The sequence below is a fragment of the Curtobacterium sp. PhB172 genome (assembly GCF_003752545.1).
Taxonomy (GTDB): Bacteria; Actinomycetota; Actinomycetes; order Actinomycetales; family Microbacteriaceae; genus Curtobacterium.
The window spans coordinates 368251-392808 of sequence record NZ_RKIF01000007.1 but is presented as its reverse complement, the minus strand read 5'-3'; the positions used below and the strand labels follow the sequence as shown (position 1 = coordinate 392808).

Below are 24558 nucleotides of genomic sequence, written 5' to 3'. Positions count from 1 at the left end.
CTGCCGGTCCGCGCCTCCTGGCCGTCGCCCGGTCGACGACGGACGTGACCCGCTACGGGCGGTCCGCGCGCTCCTCCGTCGCGTCGAGCTGGTCGAACGTCGAACCGCCGCCGTCGGTGCGCTCGAGCAGCGCGTCGCGCACCTCGGCCTCGTGGTGGCTCGCGCGGTTCGCCAGCTTGCTTCCGGATCGTGTCGCCTGTGACATGTCGGTGTCCTTCCCCTGCGTGTGGGCATCGTGGTGTTCGCGGGCATCCTGCCCGCCGGTGCGCTTCCTCACGGGACGTACTGAGGTCGTGACAGTGTCGCGCGGTCGCTCAGGCCGCCGCAAGGGCTTTCGTCACATGTGGAGAAGTGCCGTCACGGACCGTGCCTAGGATGGTGCGGCCGCGCCGCCCCGGTGCGCACCAGCGGACGTCGGACGGGAGGCACGGCTTGGCTGCACCACGTACCGCACCTCCCACGGTCTACGACGTGGCCAGTGCCGCGAACGTCTCGATCGCGACCGTCTCGCGCGTGCTCCGCACGCCGGACGCCGTCCGCGAGGGCACCCGGGACCGCGTCCAAGCGGCGATCCGCAGCCTCGGCTACGTCCCCTCCGGCAACGCCCGAGCCCTCGCCGGCAAGCGCACCGGCGTCGTCGGACTGCTGCTGCCCGGGTTCGACGTGGTGCCCGACGAACGGCCGGACCTGGTCACCGACGGTGGCGTCCGCGTGGTCGACGACCGCCGCCACGTGACGCAGCCGTTCTCCTCGAACCTGTACTTCGACGAGGTCCTGCGCGGCGCCGAGACCGAGGCATGGCAGCGCGGACTCGCGCTCATGGTCGCCGCCGGTCGGGGGTCGTCGCGCGACGTGATCGTCAACGACGTCGCCGGCCGGGTGGACGGCCTCGCCGTGCTCGCGCAGACCGTGCCGGACGACCTGCTCGAGCACGTCGCGCGTCGGATCCCGGTCGTGGTGCTCGCCGACGACCGGCGGTCGCACGGGTTCGACTCCGTGAGCGTGGACAACAGCGCCGGCATGCGGACGCTCGCGTCGCACGTGATCGGGCGGCTCGGCATCCGGTCGCTCGCGTACGTCGCAGGCCCGATCGACTCGCCGGACGACATGGAGCGCTCGACGGGCTTCCGGTCGGCGTTGGCGGACCACGGGGTGCCGGCGTCGTCGGTCCGGGTGGTGCACGGTGACTTCGGCCGGGCGCGGGCGCGCGAGCTGGCGGCGACGCTGCTGGCGGACGAGGTGCCCCGGGCCATCGTGTGCTCGAACGACCAGTCGGCGCTCGGGGTGCTCGACGCCGCCACCGCCCGGGGCCTGCGCGTGCCCGAGGACGTCGTCGTCACCGGGTTCGACGGCATCGACGCCGGGCGGTTCTCGTCGCCCCGGCTCACCACCGTGCACCAGCCGATGGGGGAGCTCGGGCGTGCAGCGGTGCGGGCGATCGTCGACCGGCTGGACCACCGCGAGGGACCGCCGCGCGCCGTCCGCCTGCCGGTCGAGGTGCTGCTGCGCGAGAGCTGCCCGCCGGCGCTGTGACGAGCGGTGCCGCGAGCGGCGCGGCGCATGGCGCGGCGAGCGGCGCGGCGCATGGCGCGGCGCATGGCGCGGCGGTGCGTCCGCACCGTGCGGCTTTGCTCATCCCGTGCGATGTTGACCGCCCGGTGCGGGCCTGTAACCGCGCACGGAGCGGGCAGCCTCGCGCCCGGCGACGGAACGCGCACCGTGCGCTCCGACCCTCGCTCCGACCCTCGCTCCGACCCTCGCTCCGCCCCTCGCTCCGACCCTCGCTCCGCCCCTCGCTCCGCCCCCCGCTCCGACCCTCGCTGCTACCGCCCGCCACGACGTACCACCCCCGCACGGAACCCCGGTGTTGCGCGACGCGATGTAAGCGCATACATTGACCCAGTACCGATTCGACACGGAGGTCGACCGAGCAATGACGCTTCCCCCACAGCGCACGCGCGGCAAGCGCGACCCCGGGACCCGCGCTCCCGGAACGCGCCCCGGCAGCACCCGACGACGCGGACGCCTCGTCGCGGCGATCGCCGGGCTCGCGGCCGTGGCCCTCATGGCCACCGGCTGCAGCATCCAGGTCCGGTCCGAACCCGATCCCACGATCGGCAAGGACACGATGCTCATCAACGCGGACCACGGCAACCCGCTGTTCGACCGCAACTTCAACCCGTACATCGCGAACGCCCGCACGGCCTCCAAGTGGATGTACGAGCCGCTCATCGAGATCAACCCCCTCGACGGCAAGGGCACCCCGTGGCTGGCCAGCAAGTGGAGCCAGCCGGACGCCAGCACGATCGACATGACGATCCGCCAGGGCGTCGAGTGGTCCGACGGCTCCCCGTTCTCGGCGAAGGACGTCGTCTTCACGTTCGACCTGCTGAAGAAGTTCCCGGCGATGGACGTCAAGGGCGCCTGGCAGCACATCAAGAGCATCGAGGTGGACGGCGACCACGTCGTCTTCCACCTCAAGAGCGACGACGTGCCCAGCCTCAACATCATCGGCGCGACGTACATCCTGGGTGAGCAGCACTGGGGCGGCGTGAAGGACCCCACGACCTTCCGCGACCCGAACCCGGTCGGCACCGGTCCGTTCGTGCTCGGCAACTACACCGACCAGCAGTACTCGATGGACAAGAACCCGACGTACTGGCAGGCCGACAAGATCGCCATCAAGCACCTCATCCTCCCGGCGACGAACACGCAGCTCGACACCGTCACCCGCGGCTACGACTGGGCGTACTCGTTCATCTCCGACGTCAAGGGCACCTGGGGCGCCGCGTCGAAGACGAACCAGTGGTGGTTCCCGGCCGGTGGCGTGATCGGCCTCATCCCGAACCTGACGAAGGCCCCGTACAACGACGTCAACGTCCGCAAGGGCATCTCGCTCGCGCTGAACCGTGACGACATCGCCGAGACCGCGTCCGAGGGCAACCTGGCGGCAGCGGGCCAGACCGGCCTGATCCTGCCGAACCAGGAGAAGTACCTCAACCCGGACATCCCCGACAAGGGCATGGTCGCGCAGGACGTCGACGCTGCGAAGGCCGCGTTCGCGAAGTCCGGCTGGACCGAGCAGGGCGGCAAGATCATGAAGGACGGCAAGCAGCTGTCCATCACCATCATGACCGCGAACGGCTACTCGGACTGGCTCCGCGCCGCGCAGGAGGTCCGTCGCGACCTGACGGCCATCGGCGTGAAGGTGACCATCCAGGCACCGCAGCCCGCCGGGTACCAGCAGAACATCAACAACGGCACGTTCGACATGGCGATGGGCGGCATGGGCAACGGTGACGTCTACCAGGCGTTCAACTCCCTGCTCAGCAGCGACTTCTACCAACCGGTCGGCAAGTCGACGGTCAACAACTACGAGCGCTACAAGAACGCCGACACCCAGAAGCTCCTCGACGAGTACAAGGCGACGACGGACACCGCGAAGCAGCAGGAGATCCTGAACCAGCTGCAGGAGATCGTGTACGACGAGCTGCCCGTGATCGGCATGTACTACGGCGGGCTCTGGGGGCTGTTCAACACCGGCAAGTTCGTCGGTTGGCCCAGCGCCGAGGACCCGTACATGGCCCCGCAGAACTACGACTCCGCACCGCTGCTCATCTTCTCGAAGCTACGGCTCCGGGACAGCGCAGCCGGCCAGGAGATCCTGAAGCAGCAAGAGGACCAGAAGTGAAGTACATCCTCCAGAAACTCGTCCTCTTCGTCCTGACCCTCTGGGCCGCGGTCACGCTGAACTTCGTGCTCCCGCGCCTCATGCCGGGCAGCCCGTCGGACGCCGCGCTGGCGAAGCTCAGCCAGAACGGCCCCGTCACCGAAGCCACCAAGAAGGCCATCGAGGCCCAGCTCGGCGTCCCCACGGGCAACCTGTGGGACCAGTACGTCAACTACCTGCACCAGGTCGTCACGCTCGACTTCGGGGTGAGCTACACGTTCTACCCGCAGCCGGTCGGCGACCTCGTGTCGAAGGCCCTGCCGTACACGCTCATCCTGGTCGGCGTCGTGACGATCCTCGCGTTCGTCCTCGGCACCCTGATCGGCGTCGCGGCGGCGTGGAAGCGCGGCACCTGGCTGGACTCGCTCCCGACGCTGTCGGGGTCGTTCATGTCGACGTTCCCGTACTTCTGGACCGCCCTGCTCCTGCTGTTCTTCCTCGGCTACGTGCTGCACTGGTTCCCGACCACGGGCGCCTACTCGGCGACCACCACCCCGGGGCTCAACGGAGCGTTCGCAGCCGATGCCCTGCAGCACGCGGTGCTGCCAGCGGTGACGATCCTGGTGACGAGCCTCGGCGGCTGGATCATCGGCATGCGCAACGCGATGATCAACACGCTCGGTGACGACTACGTGACCTTCGCCGAGGCGAACGGTCTGCGAGGCCGCACCGTGGCCGTCCGGTACGCGGCTCGGAACGCGATCCTGCCGAACCTGACCGGCTTCGGTCTGGCACTCGGTGGCGTGGTCGGCGGTTCGGTGCTGGTCGAGCAGGTCTTCGGTTACCCGGGCATCGGCTACCTGCTGTTCAACGCCGTCATCGGGCAGGACTACCCGCTGATGCAGGCCCTCTTCCTGATGATCACCGTGTCGGTGCTCATCGCCAACTTCATCGTGGACGTCATGTACGGCGTCCTGGACCCGAGGACGCGTCGATGACCAACACGAGCACCCCCAACGCAACCGTCGCCGTCCGGACCCAGGACGAGCAGCAGGCCCCGAGCCGCTGGCGCAGCATCGCCCGCCAGTTCGGCGTCGTCTGGTCGAACTCGAAGGCCCGGATCGGCATCATCATCCTCGCGGTGTTCGTGCTGGTCGCGATCTTCGCGCCGCTCCTGGCCCCGTACGGTGCCAGCCAGAACGGCTTCGCCCGGTCCGCCGACGCGACCGCCGACCACTGGATGGGCACCACCGCCGCCGGCGAGGACGTCCTGTCCCAGATCATCTACGGCGCACGGATCTCCGTGATGGTGGGTGCCGTCGCCGGCATCCTGTCCACGCTCGTCGCCGTCGCGATCGGCCTCAGCTGGGGCTACGTCCGCGGATGGATCGGCGAGGTCATCGGCTTCATCGTGAACCTGTTCCTGGTCATCCCGGGCCTGCCCCTGATGATCGTCATCGCGGCGTACCTGCAGAACGGCGGCATCGCGGTCATCATCGCGGTGATCGTCGTCACCGGCTGGGCCTGGGGCGCTCGCGTGCTGCGCAGCCAGACGCAGTCCCTGCGCGGTCGCGACTTCGTGACGGCCGCGCAGTTCTCCGGTGACGGTGCGACCCGCATCGTGTTCCGCGAGATCCTGCCGAACATGACCTCGCTCATCGTCGGCTCGTTCTTCGGAGCGGCCACGAGCGCGATCCTGGCCGAGGCGGGCCTCGAGTTCCTCGGGCTCGGCGACTCGTCGATCGTCAGCTGGGGCACGATCCTCTACTGGGCGCAGAACTCCAACGCGCTGCTCACCGGCCAGTGGATCCTGCTCTTCGCCCCCGGCCTCTGCATCGCGCTGCTCGCGATGAGCCTCACCCTGATCAACTTCGGCGTCGACGCCGTGTCCAACCCGCGGCTGCGCGAAGGCGCGCGCCCGAAGCGCAAGGAGGCGACCGCATGAGCGGCTCGCGTACGACGCAACCAGCAGACGGCCTGGAGGCGCGGGACGGCGCCGCCACGGGCCTCCCGTCCGACGGTGGTGACGCCCAGGGCGTCCTGCTGGACGTCCGCGACCTGTCGGTCGTGTACGAATCGGCCGGCCAGACGGCCGTGCAGGCGGTCGACCACGTGTCGTTCAGCTTGCGGAAGGGCGAGTTCGTCGGCCTCGTCGGCGAGTCCGGTTCGGGCAAGTCGACGCTCGGCTACGCGCTGACGCGTCTGCAGAAGCCGCCGGCGCGCACGAACGGCGGCGGCATCGTCTTCAACGGTCACGACATCCGTGACCTCGACGAGGAAGCGCTCCGGCAGCAGCGCCAGGGCGGCTTCGCGATGGTGCTGCAGTCCGGCATGAACGCGCTCAACCCGGTGCGCACCGTGCGGAACCACTTCATCGACATCTTCAAGGCGCACGGCCACGTGTCGCGCGACCGGTGGGACGCCCGGATGAAGGAGCTCATCGAGAAGGTGAAGCTGCCGACGTCGATGCTCGCCCGGTTCCCCGGGGAGCTCTCCGGCGGCATGCGGCAGCGTGTCTCGATCGCCCTGGCCCTGTCGCTCGAACCGCAGCTCATGGTGTTCGACGAGCCGACCACGGCACTCGACGTGCTCGTGCAGCACGCCGTCATGGACACGATCATCGAGCTGCAGCAGGCCGAGGGCTTCACGGCGATCCTGATCAGCCACGACCTCGGCATCGTGCTCGAGGCCACCGAGCGCGTGCTCGTCATGCACGAGGGCCGCATCGTCGAGGACGGCGGCTCGAAGGAGCTCCTGCGCAACCCGCAGGACGAGTACACGCAGATGCTGCTGTCGCACTACGCCGACCCGCGGGCCGAGATCGTGTCCCTGCCCGGCTTCCCGGACCGCTCGCAGCGTGCGACGTCCGGCGAGAAGCGGCAGGAGGCCACGTCGTCGTTCAGCACCGTCGGGTCGCGTGAGCGCTCGGCGGCGAAGAACCCGATCGTCGTCTCGAACATCGTGAAGACCTACCCGGCTCCGCGCCGTGGCGAGCAGCCCGTGCAGGCGGTGCGCGACGTGTCGTTCACCCTCGAGCCGGGGCAGTCGCTCGCCCTGGTCGGCCAGTCCGGTTCGGGCAAGTCGACCATCGCGAAGCTCCTGACCGGGGTCGAGAAGCCGACGACCGGCACCGTCCGGTTCGGCGACCTCGACGTCGCACGCCTGGGCAAGCGCGGCCTGCGGGACCTCCGCTCCGAGGTGCAGATGGTGTTCCAGGACCCGTACGCGGCGCTCAACCCGCTGCACACCGTGGAGTACACGCTGTCCCGCCCGATCGCGAACTACACGGGCCTGACGGGGCAGGACGCCCGGCGCCGCGTGCTCGAGCTCCTCGAGACCGTGGGCCTGACCCCGGTCGAGCAGTTCGCGCAGAAGCTCCCGCACCAGCTCTCCGGTGGGCAGCGGCAGCGCGTCGTCATCGCCCGGGCACTCGCGTCCGACCCGCAGGTGATCATCGCCGACGAGCCGGTCTCGATGCTCGACGTGACGTTGCGCGCCGGCGTGCTCGCCCTGCTCGAGGACCTGCGCGAGCAGTGGGGTGTCTCGCTCCTCTACATCACGCACGACCTGCTCAGCGCGCGGCTCATCACCGACGACATCATGGTGCTCCACGAGGGTGCCGTGGTCGAGCGGGGACGCACGGCCGAGGTGCTGCAGAACCCGCAGGACCCGTACACGATCGCCCTGCTCGACGCCGTGCCGAACCCCCGTCGCGCCCTCGCGGAGGGCCGGCTGTGACGACGCTGCACGACTTCCCGGCGGTGCCGGCGTTCGGCCACCTGCCGACACCGGACGGGGTCGACGTCGTCGGCATCGACCTGCCGATCGGCCGCCTCACTGCCTACCGGATCGTGCCGTCCGGGGTGTCGAAGGGCGTCGTGCTCATCGTCCCGGGCTACACCGGCTCGAAGGAGGACTGGCGCACGTTCCTGCCGCTCCTCCGCGACGCCGGGTGGTCGGCGGTGGCGATCAGCCGCCGTGGACAGGCCGACTCGGTCTCTCCCGACGACCGCACGGCGTACACGCTCGAGCAGGAGGCCGCCGACGTCGTCCGCGTCGCCGGACTGCTCGACGACGGCGCTCCGGTCCACCTCGTCGGCCACTCGCTCGGCGGCGTGATCGTCCGCGCCGCTGCGATCGCCTCGCCGAATTCGTTCCGCGACGTGACGATGTTCTGCTCCGGCCCGCACGGCTGGTCGTACCGCAAGGCCGCCGAGAAGACGATCGTCGCCGACACGTGCTCCAACCGCGCGCTGTTCGACGCGCAGAACCCGCTCTGGGCCGGCCGCCCCGACGCAGAGCTCCCCGACGACGCCCGGATGGTCCGCGAGCGCTTCGACCACACGAGCGTGCTCAGCGTGCTCGGCGGCGCGGCGATCCTCGAGGACCGCGCCGACACCACCGAGGAACTCCGCGCGACCGGACTGCCGGTGCTCGTCGCGCACGGCGTCTGGGACGGCGCCTGGCCGATCCCGTGGCAGGCGGACATGGCGTCGCGTCTCGGTGCGTCGTACGAGGTGATCGCCGAGAGCTACCACGGCCCCCAGATCGAGAACCCGCTCGGCACGGTCGCCGTCTTCGATGCGTTCATGAACGCCCACTGAAAGGACCCCGTCATCAGCACGCTCGACTTCCCGAAGGGCTTCCTCTGGGGCGCCGCCACCGCCGCGCACCAGATCGAGGGCAACAACGTCAACTCGAACTGGTGGGTGCACGAGCACGAGCCCGACACCACCATCGTCGAACCCTCCGGCGACGCCGCGGACAGCTACCACCGCTACCGCGAGGACATCCGGATCGCCGCCGAGCTCGGCCTGAACTCGTACCGGTTCAGCATCGAGTGGGCGCGCATCGAGCCGGAGCGCGGGTTCGTCAGCCGTGCCGAGATCGACCACTACCGGCGCATGGCCGACGCCTGCCACGAGTTCGGCATCGAGCCGATCGTCACGCTCATGCACTTCACGGTGCCCCGCTGGTTCGAACGCGACGGCTTCTGGCGCGCACCCGACGCGGCCGACCTGTTCGCCCGCTACACCGAGGCCGCGCTGCCCGTGGTGTCCGAAGGTGTCCGGTACGTCTGCACGATCAACGAGCCGAACATCGCGGCGATGCTCGCCGGCGGCGAGGACGCGTCGAACCTGGTGGCGTACGGCCTGCCGAACCCGGACCTGGGCGTGGCCGACGCCCTGCTCGAGTCCCACAAGCGTTCGCGGGAGGTGCTCTCCCAGGTGAGTGGCATCCAGAGCGGCTGGACCGTCGCGACGCAGGCGTTCAAGTCGAACGGTGAGCCCGGCGCGGACGCGATGCTCCGCGAGTACGGGTACCCGCGCGACGACTGGTACCTCGAGAACTCCGCCGGCGACGACTTCCTCGGCGTGCAGGCGTACACCCGGACGTTCATCGGCGCTTCCGGTCCGTTGCCCGTTGCGGACGACGTCGAGACGACCCTCACCGGCTGGGAGTTCTACCCGGAGGCCTCGGCCGACGGGCTGCGCAGCGCGTGGGAGCTGTCCGGCGGTGTCCCGCTGATGATCACCGAGAACGGCATCGCCACCGCCGACGACACCCGCCGGCAGGCGTACACGCAGGGCGCCCTCGAGGGCATCCACCGCTGCATCGAGGACGGCATCGAGGTCCTCGGGTACCAGCACTGGTCGCTCCTGGACAACTACGAGTGGGCGTCCGGCTTCCGTCCGACCTTCGGCCTGGTGTCGTGGGACCCGGAGACCTTCGAGCGCACGCCGAAGGACTCGGCCCGCTGGTACGGCGGGGTGGCCCAGGCGAACGCCATCGAGGCGGCGGAGTAGCCCGCTGGCTCGATCAGCTCCCCGAGTACTAGTGCGCCAACTGCTCCGCGACCGCTCGGTCGCGGAGCAGTTCTGCGCGAGCGGTGGCGGTCGAGCCCTCGTCGTCCTCGGCGTTCACGTCGACGTCGAGCGCGAGCACGGACCGCACCGTGTCCGGGTCGCCGGAGTCGACCGCGGCGATCAGCAGGGACGCGCCCCGTGAGCCGAGCGCCCTGGTGTCCGCACCCGCGGCGGCGAGCGACCGCACGATCGCACCGTGGCCACCCCAGGCGGCGCGGACGATCGGGGTGTTGCCGTCGGTGTCCCGGGCCTCCAGGTCGGCGCCCGCAGCCACGAGCACGTCGATCGCCCGGCGCGCGTCGCGGTCGATCGCCAGCGTCAGCGGCGTCCGCCCCTCGGTGTCGGTGAGCTGCAGTGACGCACCGCGGCGCAGGAGCTCCTCGAGCATCTCGGGCCGGTCGAACCACGCGGCGGCGTGCAGCGGGGCGAAGCCCCAGCGCGGGTCGACGTCGTCGATGTCACTCGCGTCGTCGGCGAGGTGCAGTCCGCCCAGGTCGCCGTAGGCGGCGGCACGCACCACCTCGGTGGCGTACTCGACCCAGCCGTCCGGCACCGGGCCGTTCCAGCCGCGCGCCGGCCGTGCGTCGAGCTCCGTGTAGACGGACTCGGGCACGCTGCGGATCGCGACCCGGACGCCCCGGAAGCGGATCGCGACCTCGCCGAGCGGTGAGACGAGCAGGCGGAGCTCCCACTGGTCGAGCTCGTGCAGGTACTCCAGCTCGCCGCGCACGACGTGGGCGTCCCCGGCCAGCAGTGCCGCGGGATCGGTGTGGGGTGGATCGACCACCGCGTCGCGGAGTCGGAGGGTGACCCTGGCGTGGTTCCACCGGCGCCACAGGCCGTCCGGGGTGTCGAGCACCTCGTCGTTGCGGACGATGACCTCGGTGTACACGACGACCGGGTCGGGGACACCGTGCCCGGGCAGGTCGACCGTCGTCCCGGTGTCGTCGTCATCGTCGTCGTCGTCGGGGTGTGCGAGGTCCGGGTGCTCGACGTCCCAGCGCGCGATGCGGGAGTCCGTCCACTTGACGGTCAGGAGTGCGGCGACGGCCGGGGGAGCGTCCTCGAGCACGCGGGCGACGTGTTCCCGCTGCCCGTCGAAGTCCTCGAGGGAGACGTAGCCCACGGACGGCCAGTTCACTCGACTCCATCGCACGGGTCGACACTACCCCGCTCGGTTAGCATGGCTCCTGTCGTGAATATGAAATGTTTCCAGATCGCCCCGGGATGCGTGCACACTCGCCGCATGACACCACCGCGAACGAAGCGCCTCCGGAGCCCTCGGGCTCCCCGGTGCACCACGGGCAGCAGTCGTCGACGCGTCGGGCGGATGCTGGCGCTCCTCACGGCGATCGGAGCGACCGCCGGTGCCGAATCCGTGATGCACCGCACGGCCCACGCTGACACGGCCGCCGTCCCCACGGTCCGCGCGACCACGAGCAACGGGCTGTTCACGCACAACCGTGACGTCCGCTTCGCGGCGGCGGGCATCGCGCCGGGCACCGCGTGGCGCGTCACGGACACCAACGGCGCCGTCGTCGTCCGTGGTGCGGTCCTTGCCGGCACGCCGACCGCATCGGTGGACGTGTGGGCCCGGCTCGAGCTCGGCCCCGGGCTGTACCGACTGACGGTCGACAGCTCTCCGGCGGCGACCACCCGCTTCGTCGTCACGACGGAACGCGCCGAGCGTGATCCGTCGTTCGGGCTCGCGGTGGGCGGGAACCCCGGCCCCGTGGCCGAAGCGCTCCCCACCCTCGACGCGCTCGGTGCGGGGAGCTACCGGCAGGACCTGCAGTGGACCGCCGTCGAGAAACAACCGGGGACCTTCGACTTCGGTCCCACGGACGCCCGCGTCGACGCGCTGGTCGCCGAGCGGTCGATGCACCCGCTCTTCGTGCTCGACTACGGGCACCCCGCGTACACGGCGTCGGCGATGTCGCCGCCGGACGTGTCCGACCCGGTGCAGGCAGCGGCGTGGACCCGGTACGTCGACGCTGCCGTCCGGCACATGCGGGCGCGGTACCCGGAGGCCGACCGCTCGTTCGAGGTCTGGAACGAGTGGAAGAACAACCACGGCGCGTTGCCGTCGGACCCGGCGTCGTACATCGCCCTCGGTGAGCTCACCGCCCGGACGATCCGGGTCGCGGACCCCGACGCACGGATCGTCGGCCCGACCGAGAACGCGGTGTCCGACTCCGAACGTGCGTGGCTGGCGGAGTGGCTCGATCTCGGTGGTGCCGACCACGTCGACGCCGTCAGCATCCACCCGTACAACGAGCCCTGGGCGCCGGAGCACTGCGTCGCGACGAACCCCTGCATCGAGGACGCGCTGCGGTGGTTGCGGGCCGAGGTCGACGCCCACCCACGCGCCGACGGCACGACCTTGCCGATCTGGATCAGCGAGGTCGGCTGGCCGACTGCCGGTGCCGCCGGCGTACCGACGGGTGACCAGGCTGCCTTCGTGGTGCGTACACAGGTGCTCGCAGCGCAGTACGGGGTGGAACGCGTCTTCACCTTCGAGATGTCGGCACCGGACCGGGTACAGGGAGACGGCACGTACCGGGCCTTCGGTCTCACCGAACGTCCGTCCCTCGGGTACGAGCCGAAGCCGGCAGCGGCCGCGTACGCCACCATGCAGCGGACCCTCGCGGGGATGCACTACGCCGCGGACCTCCGGACCGGGGACGTCCGCCAGGTCCGGTTCGACTCGGCCGACGGCCGTCGGCACGTGCGGGTCGTCTGGCAGACCGCAGACCGGTTCGCCACCCGGTCCGTGCAGGTGGCGCTCCCGGGCGGCGGCACCTTGACAGAGGCGTACGGTGCCAGCCGTTCCGTGACGGGTGCCAACGGCCGCCTGTCGATGAGCGCGACGTGGATGCCGCGTTTCGTGTCGTGGCACGACTGAACGAAGCGCCGCTCGCCACGCGCGCGGTGGTGCGGTCGAGCGGTCGGCGGTCGACGGATCTCAAACTCCACCGTGCGCCGGGGCTCGACGGCCTCCGGGGGCTCGCCGTCCTGCTCGTCGTCGGGTCGCACACGGCAGAGTCCGTCCTGCCGCTGGGCGGTGTCGTCGGCGTGACCACCTTCTTCGTGCTGTCCGGGTTCCTCATCACGAGGATCCTGCTCACCGAGGTGGCCTCGTCGGGCCGCATTCGCTGGCGCGCCTTCGTGCTCCGACGTGTCCGGCGTCTGGTGCCCGCCTACGCGGTCGTCCTCGTGGTCACACCGCTGCTCCTGCTGCTCGCGCGGGACCCGTCCCTGGCGCAACACTGGCGTCCGCTGGTGTTCGCCGGCACGCACACCGCTGACTTCGCCCGAGCAGTCGGCGTCGACATGGGTGTCCTCGCCCACACCTGGTCGCTCTCGGTCGAGGAGCAGTTCTACCTGGTCTGGCCACCGCTGGTCATGCTGCTCGTTGCCATCGCCCGCCGACGACGGGCCGTGGCGGTGGGGGCCTTCGTCGGTCTGTTGGTCGTCGCCCTCCTGTGGCGGGGCGTCGCGAACGTCACGATGCCGTACGACTGGGTCGCGTACTCCCTGGACACCTCGGTGTACGCGCTCCTGCTCGGGTGTGCCGTCGCCGTTGCGGAGCGCGCCCGAGCGGGCGAGTCGTTCGGCCCTCGAACCGCGGGCGCCGTCGGGTGGTGCGCCGTCCTCCTCCTGGTGCTCGGGTCGGTGGTGACCCTCCTGCCGTGGGGTGCAGGCGTCCCGGGGCTCCCGCGCTGGATCGAGACCGGGGCCGCAGTGCTGGCAGCAGCGGCGATCTTGCCGATCGTGCGGGGCGCCGTCCTGCCGCTTCGTGCTCGGGCGCTCCGCTGGTTCGGGACGATCTCCTACGGCCTCTACCTCTGGCACTTCGTCCTGCTGTCCGTCCGGCTCGACGGTCACGAGACGCAGGGACCCGTCCGCGCCGTGATCGCCGTCCTCGCCATCGGCGTCGCTGCCGTGTCGTGGTACGCGCTCGAGCGGCCGATCCTGCGGGCCGGGCCGAGCCGGAGCTGACCGGCCGGGTCAGGGGCGCGTCGGGACCGACGGCACCGTCGACACCATCGGGTGCACGCGCCCTTCGTCGTCGCGGCCGAGCCACCCCTGCAGCCGGGCGACCATCTGCGTCCGTTGGAAGCGTGCGGCAGGACGGTCGCCGCGCAGGGTGCACACCACCGTGCCCACCAGGGACCGAGCGATCCAGTGAGCTGCCTGGCCCCATAGCCGGTGCTTGCGCAGCACCCTCCCGAAGCCGCGGTTGTAGCGACGGACCTTCGCGAGGGTCTCGTCCGTCATGCCCCCGGCCCGGAAGTCGGGATGCCGGACACACAGATCGGGCATGAACCGGATCCGCGCACCGGCGCCGAGTGCGCGGAGGACGAGATCGTTCTCCTCGCCAGCACCCCACGGCGTGCCGCCGCCCGTGCCGAGCTCTTCGTCGAAGCCACCCGTGCGGACGAGCACCGAGCGGCGCAGCAGGATGCCGGCGCACACCACGGTCCGCGGGATGTTCCGCGCCGTGACCCGGCAAGCACGACGGCGCCAGCGGAGCATCGTGCCGCTGTCGTCCGTCGAGCGGCACGGGATCGAGGCACCGTCGAGCGCCGGGTCCTCGAACCGCTGGGACAGTCGTTCGAGCGTGCCGACCTCGTACCAGCAGTCGTCGTCCGGGAACGCGACGATCTCACCGCGCAGCCGAGCCATGCCGGCGTTCCGTCCACGACTCGCGCCACGCACGACCGGGTGGTGGACGTACTCGGCGTGGCCTGCGTCGATGAACGGTTGCAGCACGGCGAGCGCATCCGGCTCCGGACGTTGTTCCACGACGGTGACGAACACCGACACGGTCGTGGAGTCGATCGACGCGAGACACCTCGACAGGTGTTCCGGCGAACGGTTCGTCGAGATGACGAGGTGGAACCGGTGGTCGATGGTCACGAGCGGGCCTCCGAGGCGGTGCGGAGCTCGGCGGTGGAGGTCGTACCAGCCCGCCAGGACACGAGGGAGCGCTGGACAGCGGTGAGTCGGCGCTGGAGTTCTGCCGTCCGCGGTCGGATCGTCGTGCGGAGTGCGTCCGCGGCCTCCATCGCCGCGACGAGTTCGTCGACGTCGTGTCCGACGGTGATCGGTGACGGCAGCCCGGTGACACTCGACCAGAAGTCGTCGCACTTCGAGGCGTACGACAACGGCACCGTCGGGACGTCGAGCGACACCGCAGCGACCACGCCGTGCAAACGCTCCGAAACCAGGAGGTCGCAGCCGGCGATGGTCTGCATCGTCGTCAGGACGTCGGTGTACGTGTGCACGGTCGCCGGTGTGCGCAGCCGCGCGGACACGGCTCGCGCGGTCGCGACGTCGGCGGGGCAGAACGCGAACACGACGACCTCGGCGACGTCGTGTGCCCCGGCGTAGCGGTCCACCGCTGCGGACACCGTCTCGACGTCGAAGCGCGTGTGCGGATCGGAGCCGAGGCCCACACCGATGCGCCCGCCCGGGTGGGCGGAGCCGACGACGGGGACGAGCTGCGGGTAGAGGAGTGCCGGGTCGCCGACGACCTCCGTCGGGCACAGGTGCTCGCGCACCTCGTGCTCGGTGAGCGGGCCCCGCACCCCGAGCAGCACGAAGTCCTGCAGCGCCCGCCAGGCATCCCAGTCGTGGGGCTGACTGCCGAGTGCGTACGAGTCGTGCGATGCAGCGGCGCCCAGGCCGAGCCCGATCGTCGCTGCCGCTCGGTAGTTCCGCTGGGCGCGTCCGGCGTGCCCGGCCCAGGTCGCGAAGCCCACGGTCGTCCCGCCGCCGAGCAGGACGACCCGTTCGCGGCCGAACAGCCGCGCACGATCCGTCGCGAACCTCGGCGCTCGGCGCAGGTAGTGCCGGGCGGTGAGCGGCGCCTCGACGTCGAGCGGGTGTGCGAGCGCCGCCTGCCACGTCTCGTGCAGCAGGTCGTCGCCGAAGTTGTCGTACCCCTGCCAACCGAGGTAGACGAAGGAACGGGGGGTGGTGCGCGTCATCGGGTCTCCTCCGGGGAGCGTCGGGCTCGAGACGACCGGCGGGGGCTCTCGCTCACCGGCGCGGACGGCTCGTAGTTGTAGTAGGTCTTGGCGCGACGCTGTGCCGGTAGTCGGTTGACGACCAGGCCGAGCACGCGTGCCCCGACCTGTCGGATGGTGAGTTCCGCAGCGACGAAGTCTGCGCGCTTGGTCTGACCGTTCACGCTCGCGACCAGGAGCACACCGGAGCAGATCGCGCCGAGTACCGCTGGGTCGGTGACGGGCAGGATCGGAGGAGCGTCGACGATGACGTAGTCGTAGCTCGCCTCGAGTTGGCGCACGAGGTCGACCATGCGGCTCGAGCTGAGCAGCTCACTCGGGTTCGGCGGCACGCGTCCGGCAGCCAGCACGTGCAACGGGTTGTCCGCGCCGACCACCTGCACGGCGTCATCGAGCTGCACCTGGCGCGTGAGCACGGTGGACAGCCCGACGCGGCTCTCGATGCCGAGGTACGTCCCCATCGTGGGTCGGCGCAGGTCGGCGTCGACGAGCAGGACGCGGGACCCGTTCTGCGCGAGCATGAGCGCGAGGTTCACGGCAGTCGACGACTTGCCCTCACCGGGCGTCGCGCTCGTGACCACGATGCTCTGCGAGGCGCCGTCCAGGTTCGTGTAGGTGAGGTGGGTCCGGAGCTGGCGGAAGCTCTCGGCCCGGGTGCTGTAGCTGTGCTCGGAGGACACGAGCGGGTGCTTCGCGACGGATTCGTCGACCGCGAACTCACCGAGGACGCTCGCACCCGAGAGGCGGCGCAGCGCCTCGAACGACCGCAGTCGCGTGTCGAGCACCTCGCGCAGCACCGCCTGGGCCAGCCCGAGCGCGAGGCCGGCCAGCAACCCGACCGCGATGGTGACGGAGGCTCGCGGTGCGTACGGAACGGACGGCGCGTGTGCCGGCTGGAAGACGCTGAGGTGCACCAGCGCGTTCTTCTGGGCTGAGCGCTCGACCTCGTCCACCACGCCGACGAGTTGCTCGGTGACCGCGTTGGCGATGGCTGCGGCTCGGGTCGGGGACGCCGACGTCGCGCTGACGACGATGATCACGGTGTCGTTCGTCGACGTCGCGGAGACGACCGAGGAGAGGTCGGTGCCCCGGGGGAGTCCGAGCTGCTGCGCCGCTGCTCCGAGCACGCGGGGGGTGACCGCCAGTGCCGTGTAGGACTTCACGCGAGCTGCCGAGAAGTTGTTCCCCTGGCTCAGGTCGGTCACGGAGGACCCCGCGGCGACCGAGACGAAGACCTCGCTCGAGGCACGGTACTGCGGTGTCTGGACGAACGAGAGCCCGATGGCGGTCGCCGTGGCGAGGACGGTGACGACGAGCACCGAGGGCCAGCGCCGTCGGAGCACGTCGAGGAACTGCGCGAGGGTCACGGGGGCCTTTCGGGATCATTGCGGTTGTGTGATACTCATAGTAGTTGATATGAAATATCAGTGCAACCGAAAGGTGAACCGCCGTGACCGTCCTGGGTATCGTCTTCGCCGTCGTCGTCGCGGTGGCCCTCGTCGCGCGTCGCTCCTGGTTGCCAGTCCTGATCGGAATCGGCGGCGGGCTGCCGGCCACGGCTTCCGTGGTGGTCGCCGGCAACGGCATCCCGATGTTCTCCATCGCAGCCGTCGCTGCCGGCGCCGCACTGCTCCGCACGCGACCGCTGCACACCGCGCACTGGTCGGCGAACGCGCTCGCCGTCTTCCTCGCGTGGGCGACGGTGGTCACCGGGGCCGCGCCGTGGTTGTTCGCGGGTGCCCGGGTGCTCGTGCCCCGCGACGGCATCGACGACCAGTTGCTCGACCCGGGCACACTCGCCCACTCCGTCAGCAACGTCGCGCAGCTCTCGTACCTGCTGCTGGCCGCGTGCGTCCTGCTCTTCCTCGTCCGCACCGGCGGGACCGCGACCGCGCTCCGGACGGCGCTCTTCGTCGGGACCGTCCTGACGGCCGTCCGCGGTGTCCTGGTCCAGGCGGGGATCGACTTCTTCGGCCCGCTGACCGACACGATGCCGATCCAGTACTCGCTCGCAGTGCCCGGTGAGCGCCTGCGCGGCGTGTTCAGCGAGCCGAGCGAGCTCGCCGCGTTCGCCCTGCCGGCGGCCGCCTACTTCGTGATCACCGCCCTGCGCTCGCCCAGCCGCGCCCGGTCGCTCTGGTGGGTCGCTGCAGTGCTCTCGTGCGCCAACCTGTTGCAGGCGGCATCCGGCACCGCCGTCGTCGCATCGGCCGCGGTGATCGCACTCGCGGCCGTGGTGCTCGCTGTCCGGTGGGTCGTGCGCGGCGGCGTCGGGACCGTCTGGATGGTGCTCGGCGGCCTGGTGCTCGCGATCGTGGCCCTGACCATCGGCGACCAGCTGGCGGCGCCCGTGCAGGAACTGGTCGAGGACAAGGTCGGCAGCCAGTCGTACGACGCACGCACCGGTGCCGATGTCTTCAGCTGGGGCGTCGTCCGCGACACGTTGGGGCTCGGCGCCGGACTCGGAGCGAACCGGCCGTCGTCCTTCGGGATGACCCTGCTCAGTTGCGTCGGCGTGCCCGGAACCCTTGCCTTCGCCGTGTTCGTGGTCGGCGTGCTCGTACGCGGCTTCCGGGCCCCGCAAGCCGCCGCGGCCGCCGCGGGCCTCACGGCGCTCCTCGCCGCGAAGTTGGTGGGCACGCCCGACCTCTCCACCCCGGTCCTCTGGCTCTTCCTCGCTGCGTGCGCGGCGAGCGCATGGCCGTCGAGCGCGCCCGACGCGACCACCTCGATCCCGAACCGCACACGTACCCCGACCCCGACAGGAGCCCCCGCATGACCTCGGTCCTCATCGTCTGCGAGGGGAACGTGTGCCGTTCCCCCTACGTCGAACGCGTCCTGCGTGCCCGCCTCGCCGCGGCCGACCCCGGTGGCTTCCACGTCGACAGCGCCGGAACGCACGCCAGCCCCGGCACGCCGATGTTCCCCCGATCCGCGCAGGCGGTCACCCGTGACGGCGGCGACCCTGCCGACTTCGCGTCGCGACGACTCACGGAGCAGATCCTCGTGGGGCACGACCTCGTCCTCACCCTGGAGCGCGAGCAGCGAGCACGGGTACTCGACCTCGCTCCGGGGCTGCTCCGCCGGACGTTCACGCTGGCCGAGTTCGACCGCCTCGCCCGACCGTTGCTCGACGGCGACCTGGTGGGCGTGGGGTTCTGGGCGGACTTCCCGGCCTTGCTCGCGCGGAACCGGATCGACACTGCGCCGACCACACCGACCGACGACGACATCACCGATCCGGTCCGCGGGGACGACCTCGACTTCGAGGCCATGCGGACGCGTGCCGCGGCCGCGATCGACACCATCACGGCGTGCGCCACCCGTGCACTGCCCACCGACCCGGGGAACGCCCCGGCCGACCAGAAGGGAGACGACCGTGCGCGGACTGCTCGTCCATGAGTGGATCGAGGCGGTGGGCGGCGCCGAGCGCGTCGTCGACGCCTTCGCCGAGGCCTACCCGGCTGCCGACCTGTTCGGCCTCTGGAACGACGCCCCCGAACGCTACGCCGGGCGACGCGTCGTCGAGAGCGCCATCGCCCGCTCGCCCCTGCGTGGGCGCAAGGCGCTGGCCGTGCCGTTCCTGCCCGCACTGTGGAGCCACGGGCTGCGGCAGGTCGGGCAGTACGACTGGGCACTCGTCAGCTCGCACCTCTTCGCCCACCAGGCCCGGGTGTCCGGCGTCGACCCCGCTCGGCAGTACACCTACGTGCACACGCCGGCGCGTTACCTGTGGAACCCCGAGCTCGACGCACGTGGGGCCACCGTCCTGGCTCGCGCAGCGGCGCCCGCGCTCCGGGCCGTCGACCGTCGTCGTGCGCGGGGGCTCCGGCACGTCGCCGCGAACAGCCGCTTCGTGCAGCGACGCATCCGCGACAGCTGGGGTGTCGACGCGCGGGTGATCAACCCGCCGGTCGGCGTCGAGCGGCTCACCGCGGTCGACGACTGGTCGACCGTGCTCGACGGCCACGAGCGTGCCGAGCTCGAGTCGCTGCCGCAAGGCTTCGTGCTCGGGGCATCACGATTCGTGCCGTACAAGCGTCTCGACGTGGTCATCGCGGCCGGCCGGGCGTCGGGCCGTCCGGTGGTGCTCGCCGGCGACGGTCCGGACGACCTGCGGTTGCGGACGATCGCCGCCGACTCCGGCGTGCACGTCACGTTCGTCCGGGCGCCCTCGGACGCGTACCTCGCGGCGCTCCTGCAGCGTGCGGCCGTCTACGTGTTCCCACCGGTCGAGGACTTCGGCATCATGCCGGTCGAGGCGATGGCACTCGGCACGCCCGTGGTCGTCAACGCCGAAGGTGGTGCCTGCGACTCGGTGCAGGACGGCACGAGCGGCACCGTCCTGCACGACCTCGAGGACGCGACCCTGGCCGAGGCCGTCGAGCGTGCAGCGCGGCTCGACCCGGCTGCCTGTCGGCGACGCGCAGCCGTGTTCTCGACTGCCCGCTTCCAGCGCGAAGTCGCGGAGTGGACCGGCATCCCGATCGGCGGTCGCGCCGCCTGACGGGCTCGCGCCGTGCCCGTGGCCGGGCGACCGGCGGACGGGAGGCCCGTGGTCAGGCCGCCACGGGCCTCCCGTCCGTATGCGGTGCGTCGAGACCGTCGGCTGACGACCGACGGGCGTGCCCCGGGGTCAGCGTGTGCGCCGCGCGGCGCGCAGCAGTACCGACTCGATCTGCTCGACGACCACGGGGGTGGCGAACTGCTCGACCGTGCGGCGCCCGCCCACCGCAAGCCGAGCACGGAGCCCCGGATCGGCAGCGAGCCGGAGCATCGCGTCCGCGAGGGCATCGACGTCGCCCGGAGCGACGAGCACGCCGTCGTGACCGTCGGTGATGATCTCGGCAGGGCCGCCTGCAGCCGAGGCGATGACGGGCCGGCCGAGTGCCATCGCCTCGGTGACCACCTGGCCGAACGGCTCGGGTCGGGTGCTGGCGTGCACGACGGCGTCGCACGCGGCGATCTCGGCGGCCACGTCGGAACGGTGTCCTCGGAACACGACGGCGTCCTCGATGTCGAGGTCCGTGACGAGCGCGCGCAACTCGTTCGAGAAGTCGGCATCGGCGCCGAAGTGCGCTGCACCGACGACGGCCAGCTCGGAGTCCGGCCCGAGCCCGCGTGAGCGGGCTGCCGCGAACGCCCGGATGACGACGTCCTGTCCCTTCCACGGGGTCAGGCGACCGATCATGCCGAGCGTGAACGAGCCCGGCGAACGATCCGGCGCAGCGGGCGGCGCCGAAAGTACGTCCACGGGGCACCCGATCACCGCTGGACGGCGCCGGGACCGACCGAGCGACCTCGCCGTCGTGTGGGAGTTCGCGATCGCACCGGTGGGGAGCACGGCCAGGGCGGTCCGGAGCACCTGGGCGTTCCGGCGGGACGTCCCCGGTCCGCCGACGACATCGTGCACGTGCGCGACGACCGGGATCCGAGCGAGGCGTCCGGCGAGCCCGCCGTACAGGTGGGCCTTGGCCGAGTGGGTGTGCACGACGTCGACGCCGAGGGCTCGGAGCCGGCCAGCGAGGGCTCGGGTCGTCGTGAGGGTCGATCGGGCCTTCCGGACGAGTCCGCCGCCGGAGCCGGCCGTGTGGGTCCGGACGTCATCGTCGAGGGCGACGACCTCGTGGTCGACGCCCAGCTGATCCAGGACGGCTTCGAGCGGACCGTGCTCACCGAGCACGACGACGACGTCGACGCGCACCCGCGCAGCAGCGACCCGAGCGATGAACAGCTCTGCTCCGGAGCATGCGGCGCTGTGCGTGAGCATCGCGACCAGGGGAGGCATCCGAGTTGTCATGTATGCAGAATACCAGTATTGTATAGATGGTGAAATTGTTATTTCACGCCTGCTCCTCCCGACCTCAGAACGGAACCCGTCATGCGCACCTCCTCGCGAATGCCCCGCGTCATCGCCTCCGCCCTCGCCGCCGTCGGCATCCTCTCCGCCGTCACGGCCTGCTCCGGCACGGGCGACGACAAGCCGAAGCCGACCCCGACCTCGAGCGCGAGCGCGAAGGTCGACCTCGAGAAGGGCTTCTCCACGCCGCCCGCCGACATCGAGAAGGCCCAGGCGGAGTGCGTCGACGGCAAGGTCGTCATCGACCAGAGCAACAAGGAGGTCACCGTCGGCGACTGCGCCTCGGTCGAGATCACCGCGAGCAACGCCGTCATCCACCTCGGCAACGTCGAGAAGCTCGTGATGACCGGCACCATCAACGACGTCGCCGCCAAGAAGGTCGGCTCCGTGCAGGTCACGGGCAACGCCAACCGGATCACGACCGACGGCAAGCCCAAGATCTCCGACAAGGGCACCGACAACCTGTTCGTCACCCGCTGACGGTCTCCACCGACCGCGCCCGCCGGAGGGTCGTCATGACGCACACCGCATCGCCGGACTGGCGACCCTCCGCGCCCCTCGCCACCGCAGCGGCACGCGGTGGTCTGATCACGGCTGCGGGCACCGCGACCCGCTTCGTGGTGCAGCTGGTCACCGTCGTGCTCATCGCCCGGTTGCTCGGCCCGTCCGAGTACGGGTTCGCCGTCGTCGTCCTGCTGCTCACCGGCCTGGCCGAACTGCTCCGCGTGGGTGGAGTCGGGGCGCTCGTCACCCGGGCACCCACGCTGACCGCGGCAGCGACGTCCACGCTCCACCTGCTCAGCGCCGGGCTGGGAGTCCTGATCGCCGGTGCGTTCGCGCTGGCAGCTCCCGCCCTCGGGCCCGTACTCGGCTTCCCCGCATCCGGTGGCTCGATCGGGCTCCTGGCCGTGGTGTTCGCGACGGCAGGCGCCAGCGCGGTCCCCGGCGCGCTGCTGGCGCGGAACCTGCGCTTCCGGGCGCTCGCCGTCGTCGAGGTGCTCGCCATGGTCGCGGGCGCCACGACCGCTCTGGTCCTCGCGCTCGCCGGTGCCGGATCGTTCGCGCTCGTCGCCCAGGCCCTCGTCTTCGCGACCGTCCTCACCACGGGCACGCTCGTCGTGTGCCCGTGGTGGCCCACCCGGCCGGCCGGACTGCGAACGGTCCGCGCCGAGCTCGGCTTCGCCGCGAACGTGTCGCTCGTCCAGCTCCTGAACTTCGCCGCGCGGAACACCGACAAGGTGCTCGTCGGCGCGGCCTTCGGCCCGGTCGCCGCCGGCCTGTACGCCCAGGCCGGGCAGCTGCTCACGATCCCGCTCGAGCAGGTCAACGGGCCGTTGCAACGCGTCGCCGTGCCCGTACTGGCCAAGGTCGCGGGGGAGCGCGCCCGCTTCGCCCGCTACTACCGCAGCCTCACCGCACTCACCGGGTACGTGCTCTGGCCGACCTTCGCCGTGCTGGGTGTGCTCGCCGACGCCGTCGTCGCCGTGCTGTTCGGCCCGGAGTGGGCGGGCTCGGTGCCCATCTTCCGCATCCTGGTGCTCGCCGGCCTGGCCCAGACGCTCGGCTACGTCACCGTGTGGGTGTTCGTCGCCACCGGGCAAGGGAAGCGGCAGACCACCTGGGCGCTCATCAGCCGCCCGCTCGTCGTCGCGTCGTTCGTCATCGGCGCTCCGTGGGGTGTCACCGGGATGGCCTGGGCGTCGTCCATCGGGGCACTGCTGCTCGTGGTGCCCGGGTTCGTCATCGCCGGACGCCTCCCCGGGCTCACGCTGCGCGACCTCGTGGTGCCGGTCGTCCGACCCGGCCTCGTGGCACTCGTCGCCGGCTGGGCCGCACTGGCGACGCGTCAGCTCGCGCTCGGACCGTGGCTGACGATCGCCGTCGGGTGCGCGGCGGCGGCCGTGGCGATCGCCCTGGCCGTCCTCGTGGTGCCCGGCGTGCGGCGCGACGTGGTCGTGCTCGCCGCACGGCTGCGCCCGGCTCCGGCCGACTCCGACGCCGCAGCGGACGTCGAGCCCGGCAGCGGCGCCGGCGTCTCGGTCGTCGTCCCCGTCGGGTCCGTCGACCTCGCCCTCCGCGCACAGCTCGATGCCCTTGCCGGCCAACAGCAGGCCGGCCCCGTCGAGGTCGTCCTCGCCGCCAACGCCGTCGACGCCGACACCCTGCAGCGGTTCGCGGACCAGACGACCTGGCCGGACGCTTGGCTCGTGCGTGCCGTCGACGCCTCGGACGTCCGCGGACCCAGCCACGCGCGCAACGTCGGCTGGCGTGCGGCGCAGTACGACGTGGTGCTGTTCTGCGACGGAGACGACGTCGTCCAGCCCGGGTGGATCCCCGCGATGGCCGTCGCGGTGCGAGAGCACGGCATCGGTGGCGGTCGTCTCGCCTACGACGCGCTGAACCTGCCGGCCCTCGCCGCTCGCGTGACGGCGTCGACGACGTCCCTGCCGGTCAAGTTCGGCCACCTGTCCTACTCGCCGAGCTGCGCGCTCGGTGTCGCCCGCCACCTGCTCGAAGCCGTCGAGGGCTTCGACGAGACCATGCGCTGCGGCGAGGACATCGACTTCTGCTGGCGCGTCGCCGCGGCGGGCGCGCCGATCGTGTTCGTCCCCGATGCCGTGCTGCAGTACCGCCTCCGCAGCGGCGCGCGTGGTGCGTTCCGACAGGCGTTCCACTACGGCGTGGACGACGCCCGGCTCCTGCGTGCACACCGCGCCGCCGGTGCCCGGTGGCGTGTCCGCGACTCTGCGCGCGAATGGGCGTCGACCGGCAAAGCCGTCCTGTTGGCTCCCACCGGCCAGGAGGCCCGCATCACCGCCGCCACACGCCTCGGCGCCGCCTGTGGCCGGCTCCAGGGCTCGGTGCGGCACCGGATCGCGGCGTTCTGACGATCACCACGAAGGGCGGTCCGGGATTCCCGGACCGCCCTTCGTCGTTGTGCGCTGCTCCTTGCTCCTTGCTCCTTGCTCCTTGGTCCTTGGTCCTTGGTCCTTGTTCCTTGGTGCCTGTGTGCGTGTGAGCGCGTCTGCGTTCCCTGCCACGCGCGCATGCTCCGCAACGACACCGAGCGGTCAGTGAGAGCACCGCACCGCTGGTGCTGCTGCTACTCGACGGTCTCACCTCGGG

Annotated in this window: 20 protein-coding genes; 14 read left to right on the top strand and 6 right to left on the bottom strand. The window is 71.2% G+C overall.

From position 1 onward, the window contains the following. Positions 1-52: 52 nt before the first annotated feature. Positions 53-205: a hypothetical protein gene (locus EDF42_RS18915; protein ID WP_185040853.1), complete on the bottom strand. Its 153-nt coding sequence runs from the start codon at positions 203-205 to the stop codon at positions 53-55. A 266-nt stretch (positions 206-471) separates the two neighbouring features. On the opposite strand from EDF42_RS18915, the gene EDF42_RS08950 reads away from it, so the two are divergent. The 7 genes from EDF42_RS08950 to EDF42_RS08920 all read left to right on the top strand — a co-directional run bounded on the left by EDF42_RS08950 (position 472) and on the right by EDF42_RS08920 (position 9477). After that, entirely contained in the window at positions 472-1533 is a 1062-nt protein-coding gene (locus EDF42_RS08950; protein ID WP_258373274.1) for a LacI family DNA-binding transcriptional regulator, read from the top strand. 400 nt (positions 1534-1933) lie between these two features. Next, the gene (locus EDF42_RS08945) at positions 1934-3691 is read left to right on the top strand and encodes an ABC transporter substrate-binding protein (protein ID WP_260235292.1); all 1758 of its coding nucleotides are present in this window, start codon (positions 1934-1936) and stop codon (positions 3689-3691) included. Then, positions 3688-4668 carry an ABC transporter permease gene (locus EDF42_RS08940; protein WP_111085432.1) on the top strand — a complete coding sequence of 327 codons (981 nt, stop codon included), beginning with the start codon at positions 3688-3690 and terminating at the stop codon, positions 4666-4668. Before EDF42_RS08945 ends, EDF42_RS08940 begins: the two co-directional genes overlap by 4 nt. Then, positions 4665-5615, top strand: a complete 951-nt coding sequence (locus tag EDF42_RS08935; RefSeq protein WP_111085433.1) for an ABC transporter permease — start codon at positions 4665-4667, stop codon at positions 5613-5615. Before EDF42_RS08940 ends, EDF42_RS08935 begins: the two co-directional genes overlap by 4 nt. Further along, positions 5612-7408: an ABC transporter ATP-binding protein gene (locus EDF42_RS08930; RefSeq protein WP_123672079.1), complete on the top strand. Its 1797-nt coding sequence runs from the start codon at positions 5612-5614 to the stop codon at positions 7406-7408. Before EDF42_RS08935 ends, EDF42_RS08930 begins: the two co-directional genes overlap by 4 nt. Next, positions 7405-8274: an alpha/beta fold hydrolase gene (locus EDF42_RS08925; RefSeq protein ID WP_123672078.1), complete on the top strand. Its 870-nt coding sequence runs from the start codon at positions 7405-7407 to the stop codon at positions 8272-8274. The genes EDF42_RS08930 and EDF42_RS08925 overlap by 4 nt, the downstream gene beginning before the upstream one ends. 12 nt (positions 8275-8286) lie before the next feature. Continuing rightward, positions 8287-9477 carry a glycoside hydrolase family 1 protein gene (locus EDF42_RS08920; RefSeq protein WP_123672077.1) on the top strand — a complete coding sequence of 397 codons (1191 nt, stop codon included), beginning with the start codon at positions 8287-8289 and terminating at the stop codon, positions 9475-9477. A gap of 28 nt (positions 9478-9505) precedes the next feature. On the opposite strand, the gene EDF42_RS08915 is transcribed toward EDF42_RS08920, so the two are convergent. Beyond that, the gene (locus EDF42_RS08915) at positions 9506-10693 is read right to left on the bottom strand and encodes an ankyrin repeat domain-containing protein (RefSeq protein WP_185040852.1); all 1188 of its coding nucleotides are present in this window, start codon (positions 10691-10693) and stop codon (positions 9506-9508) included. A 90-nt stretch (positions 10694-10783) separates the two neighbouring features. On the opposite strand from EDF42_RS08915, the gene EDF42_RS08905 reads away from it, so the two are divergent. Both EDF42_RS08905 and EDF42_RS08900 read left to right on the top strand, forming a co-directional pair. Then, a complete protein-coding gene (locus EDF42_RS08905) occupies positions 10784-12442 on the top strand; it encodes a GH39 family glycosyl hydrolase (protein ID WP_185021194.1) in 1659 nt (552 codons plus the stop codon). After that, complete coding sequence (locus tag EDF42_RS08900) at positions 12430-13539, top strand: acyltransferase (RefSeq protein ID WP_185002631.1); 1110 nt, start codon at positions 12430-12432, stop codon at positions 13537-13539. Before EDF42_RS08905 ends, EDF42_RS08900 begins: the two co-directional genes overlap by 13 nt. A 9-nt stretch (positions 13540-13548) precedes the next feature. On the opposite strand, the gene EDF42_RS08895 is transcribed toward EDF42_RS08900, so the two are convergent. The 3 genes from EDF42_RS08895 to EDF42_RS08885 are packed head-to-tail and all read right to left on the bottom strand — an operon-like array spanning position 13549 to position 16939. After that, positions 13549-14460, bottom strand: a complete 912-nt coding sequence (locus EDF42_RS08895) for a glycosyltransferase family 2 protein (RefSeq protein ID WP_185040851.1) — start codon at positions 14458-14460, stop codon at positions 13549-13551. Next, positions 14457-15533 carry a polysaccharide pyruvyl transferase family protein gene (locus EDF42_RS08890; protein WP_123672075.1) on the bottom strand — a complete coding sequence of 359 codons (1077 nt, stop codon included), beginning with the start codon at positions 15531-15533 and terminating at the stop codon, positions 14457-14459. Before EDF42_RS08890 ends, EDF42_RS08895 begins: the two co-directional genes overlap by 4 nt. Further along, on the bottom strand, positions 15530-16939 hold the full coding sequence (locus EDF42_RS08885; protein WP_123672074.1) for a polysaccharide biosynthesis tyrosine autokinase: 1410 nt from the start codon (positions 16937-16939) through the stop codon (positions 15530-15532). Before EDF42_RS08885 ends, EDF42_RS08890 begins: the two co-directional genes overlap by 4 nt. An 83-nt stretch (positions 16940-17022) precedes the next feature. On the opposite strand from EDF42_RS08885, the gene EDF42_RS08880 reads away from it, so the two are divergent. From EDF42_RS08880 to EDF42_RS08870, 3 genes are read left to right on the top strand one after another with little or no spacing between them, the layout of a single operon-like run. Continuing rightward, complete coding sequence (locus EDF42_RS08880; RefSeq protein ID WP_123672073.1) at positions 17023-18351, top strand: hypothetical protein; 1329 nt, start codon at positions 17023-17025, stop codon at positions 18349-18351. Continuing rightward, positions 18348-18974, top strand: a complete 627-nt coding sequence (locus tag EDF42_RS08875; RefSeq protein WP_185040850.1) for a low molecular weight phosphatase family protein — start codon at positions 18348-18350, stop codon at positions 18972-18974. Before EDF42_RS08880 ends, EDF42_RS08875 begins: the two co-directional genes overlap by 4 nt. Continuing rightward, positions 18952-20079, top strand: coding sequence for a glycosyltransferase (locus EDF42_RS08870; protein WP_123672071.1), 1128 nt, complete (start codon positions 18952-18954; stop codon positions 20077-20079). Before EDF42_RS08875 ends, EDF42_RS08870 begins: the two co-directional genes overlap by 23 nt. A 129-nt stretch (positions 20080-20208) precedes the next feature. Here EDF42_RS08870 and EDF42_RS08865 read toward each other — a convergent pair whose 3' ends face one another. Beyond that, the gene (locus EDF42_RS08865; RefSeq protein WP_123672070.1) at positions 20209-21372 is read right to left on the bottom strand and encodes a glycosyltransferase family 4 protein; all 1164 of its coding nucleotides are present in this window, start codon (positions 21370-21372) and stop codon (positions 20209-20211) included. Positions 21373-21453: 81 nt separating this feature from the next. On the opposite strand from EDF42_RS08865, the gene EDF42_RS08860 reads away from it, so the two are divergent. Further along, a complete protein-coding gene (locus tag EDF42_RS08860; protein ID WP_123672069.1) occupies positions 21454-21912 on the top strand; it encodes a DUF3060 domain-containing protein in 459 nt (152 codons plus the stop codon). A 35-nt stretch (positions 21913-21947) separates the two neighbouring features. Beyond that, a complete protein-coding gene (locus tag EDF42_RS08855; RefSeq protein WP_123340032.1) occupies positions 21948-24320 on the top strand; it encodes an oligosaccharide flippase family protein in 2373 nt (790 codons plus the stop codon). Positions 24321-24558 lie beyond the last annotated feature (238 nt).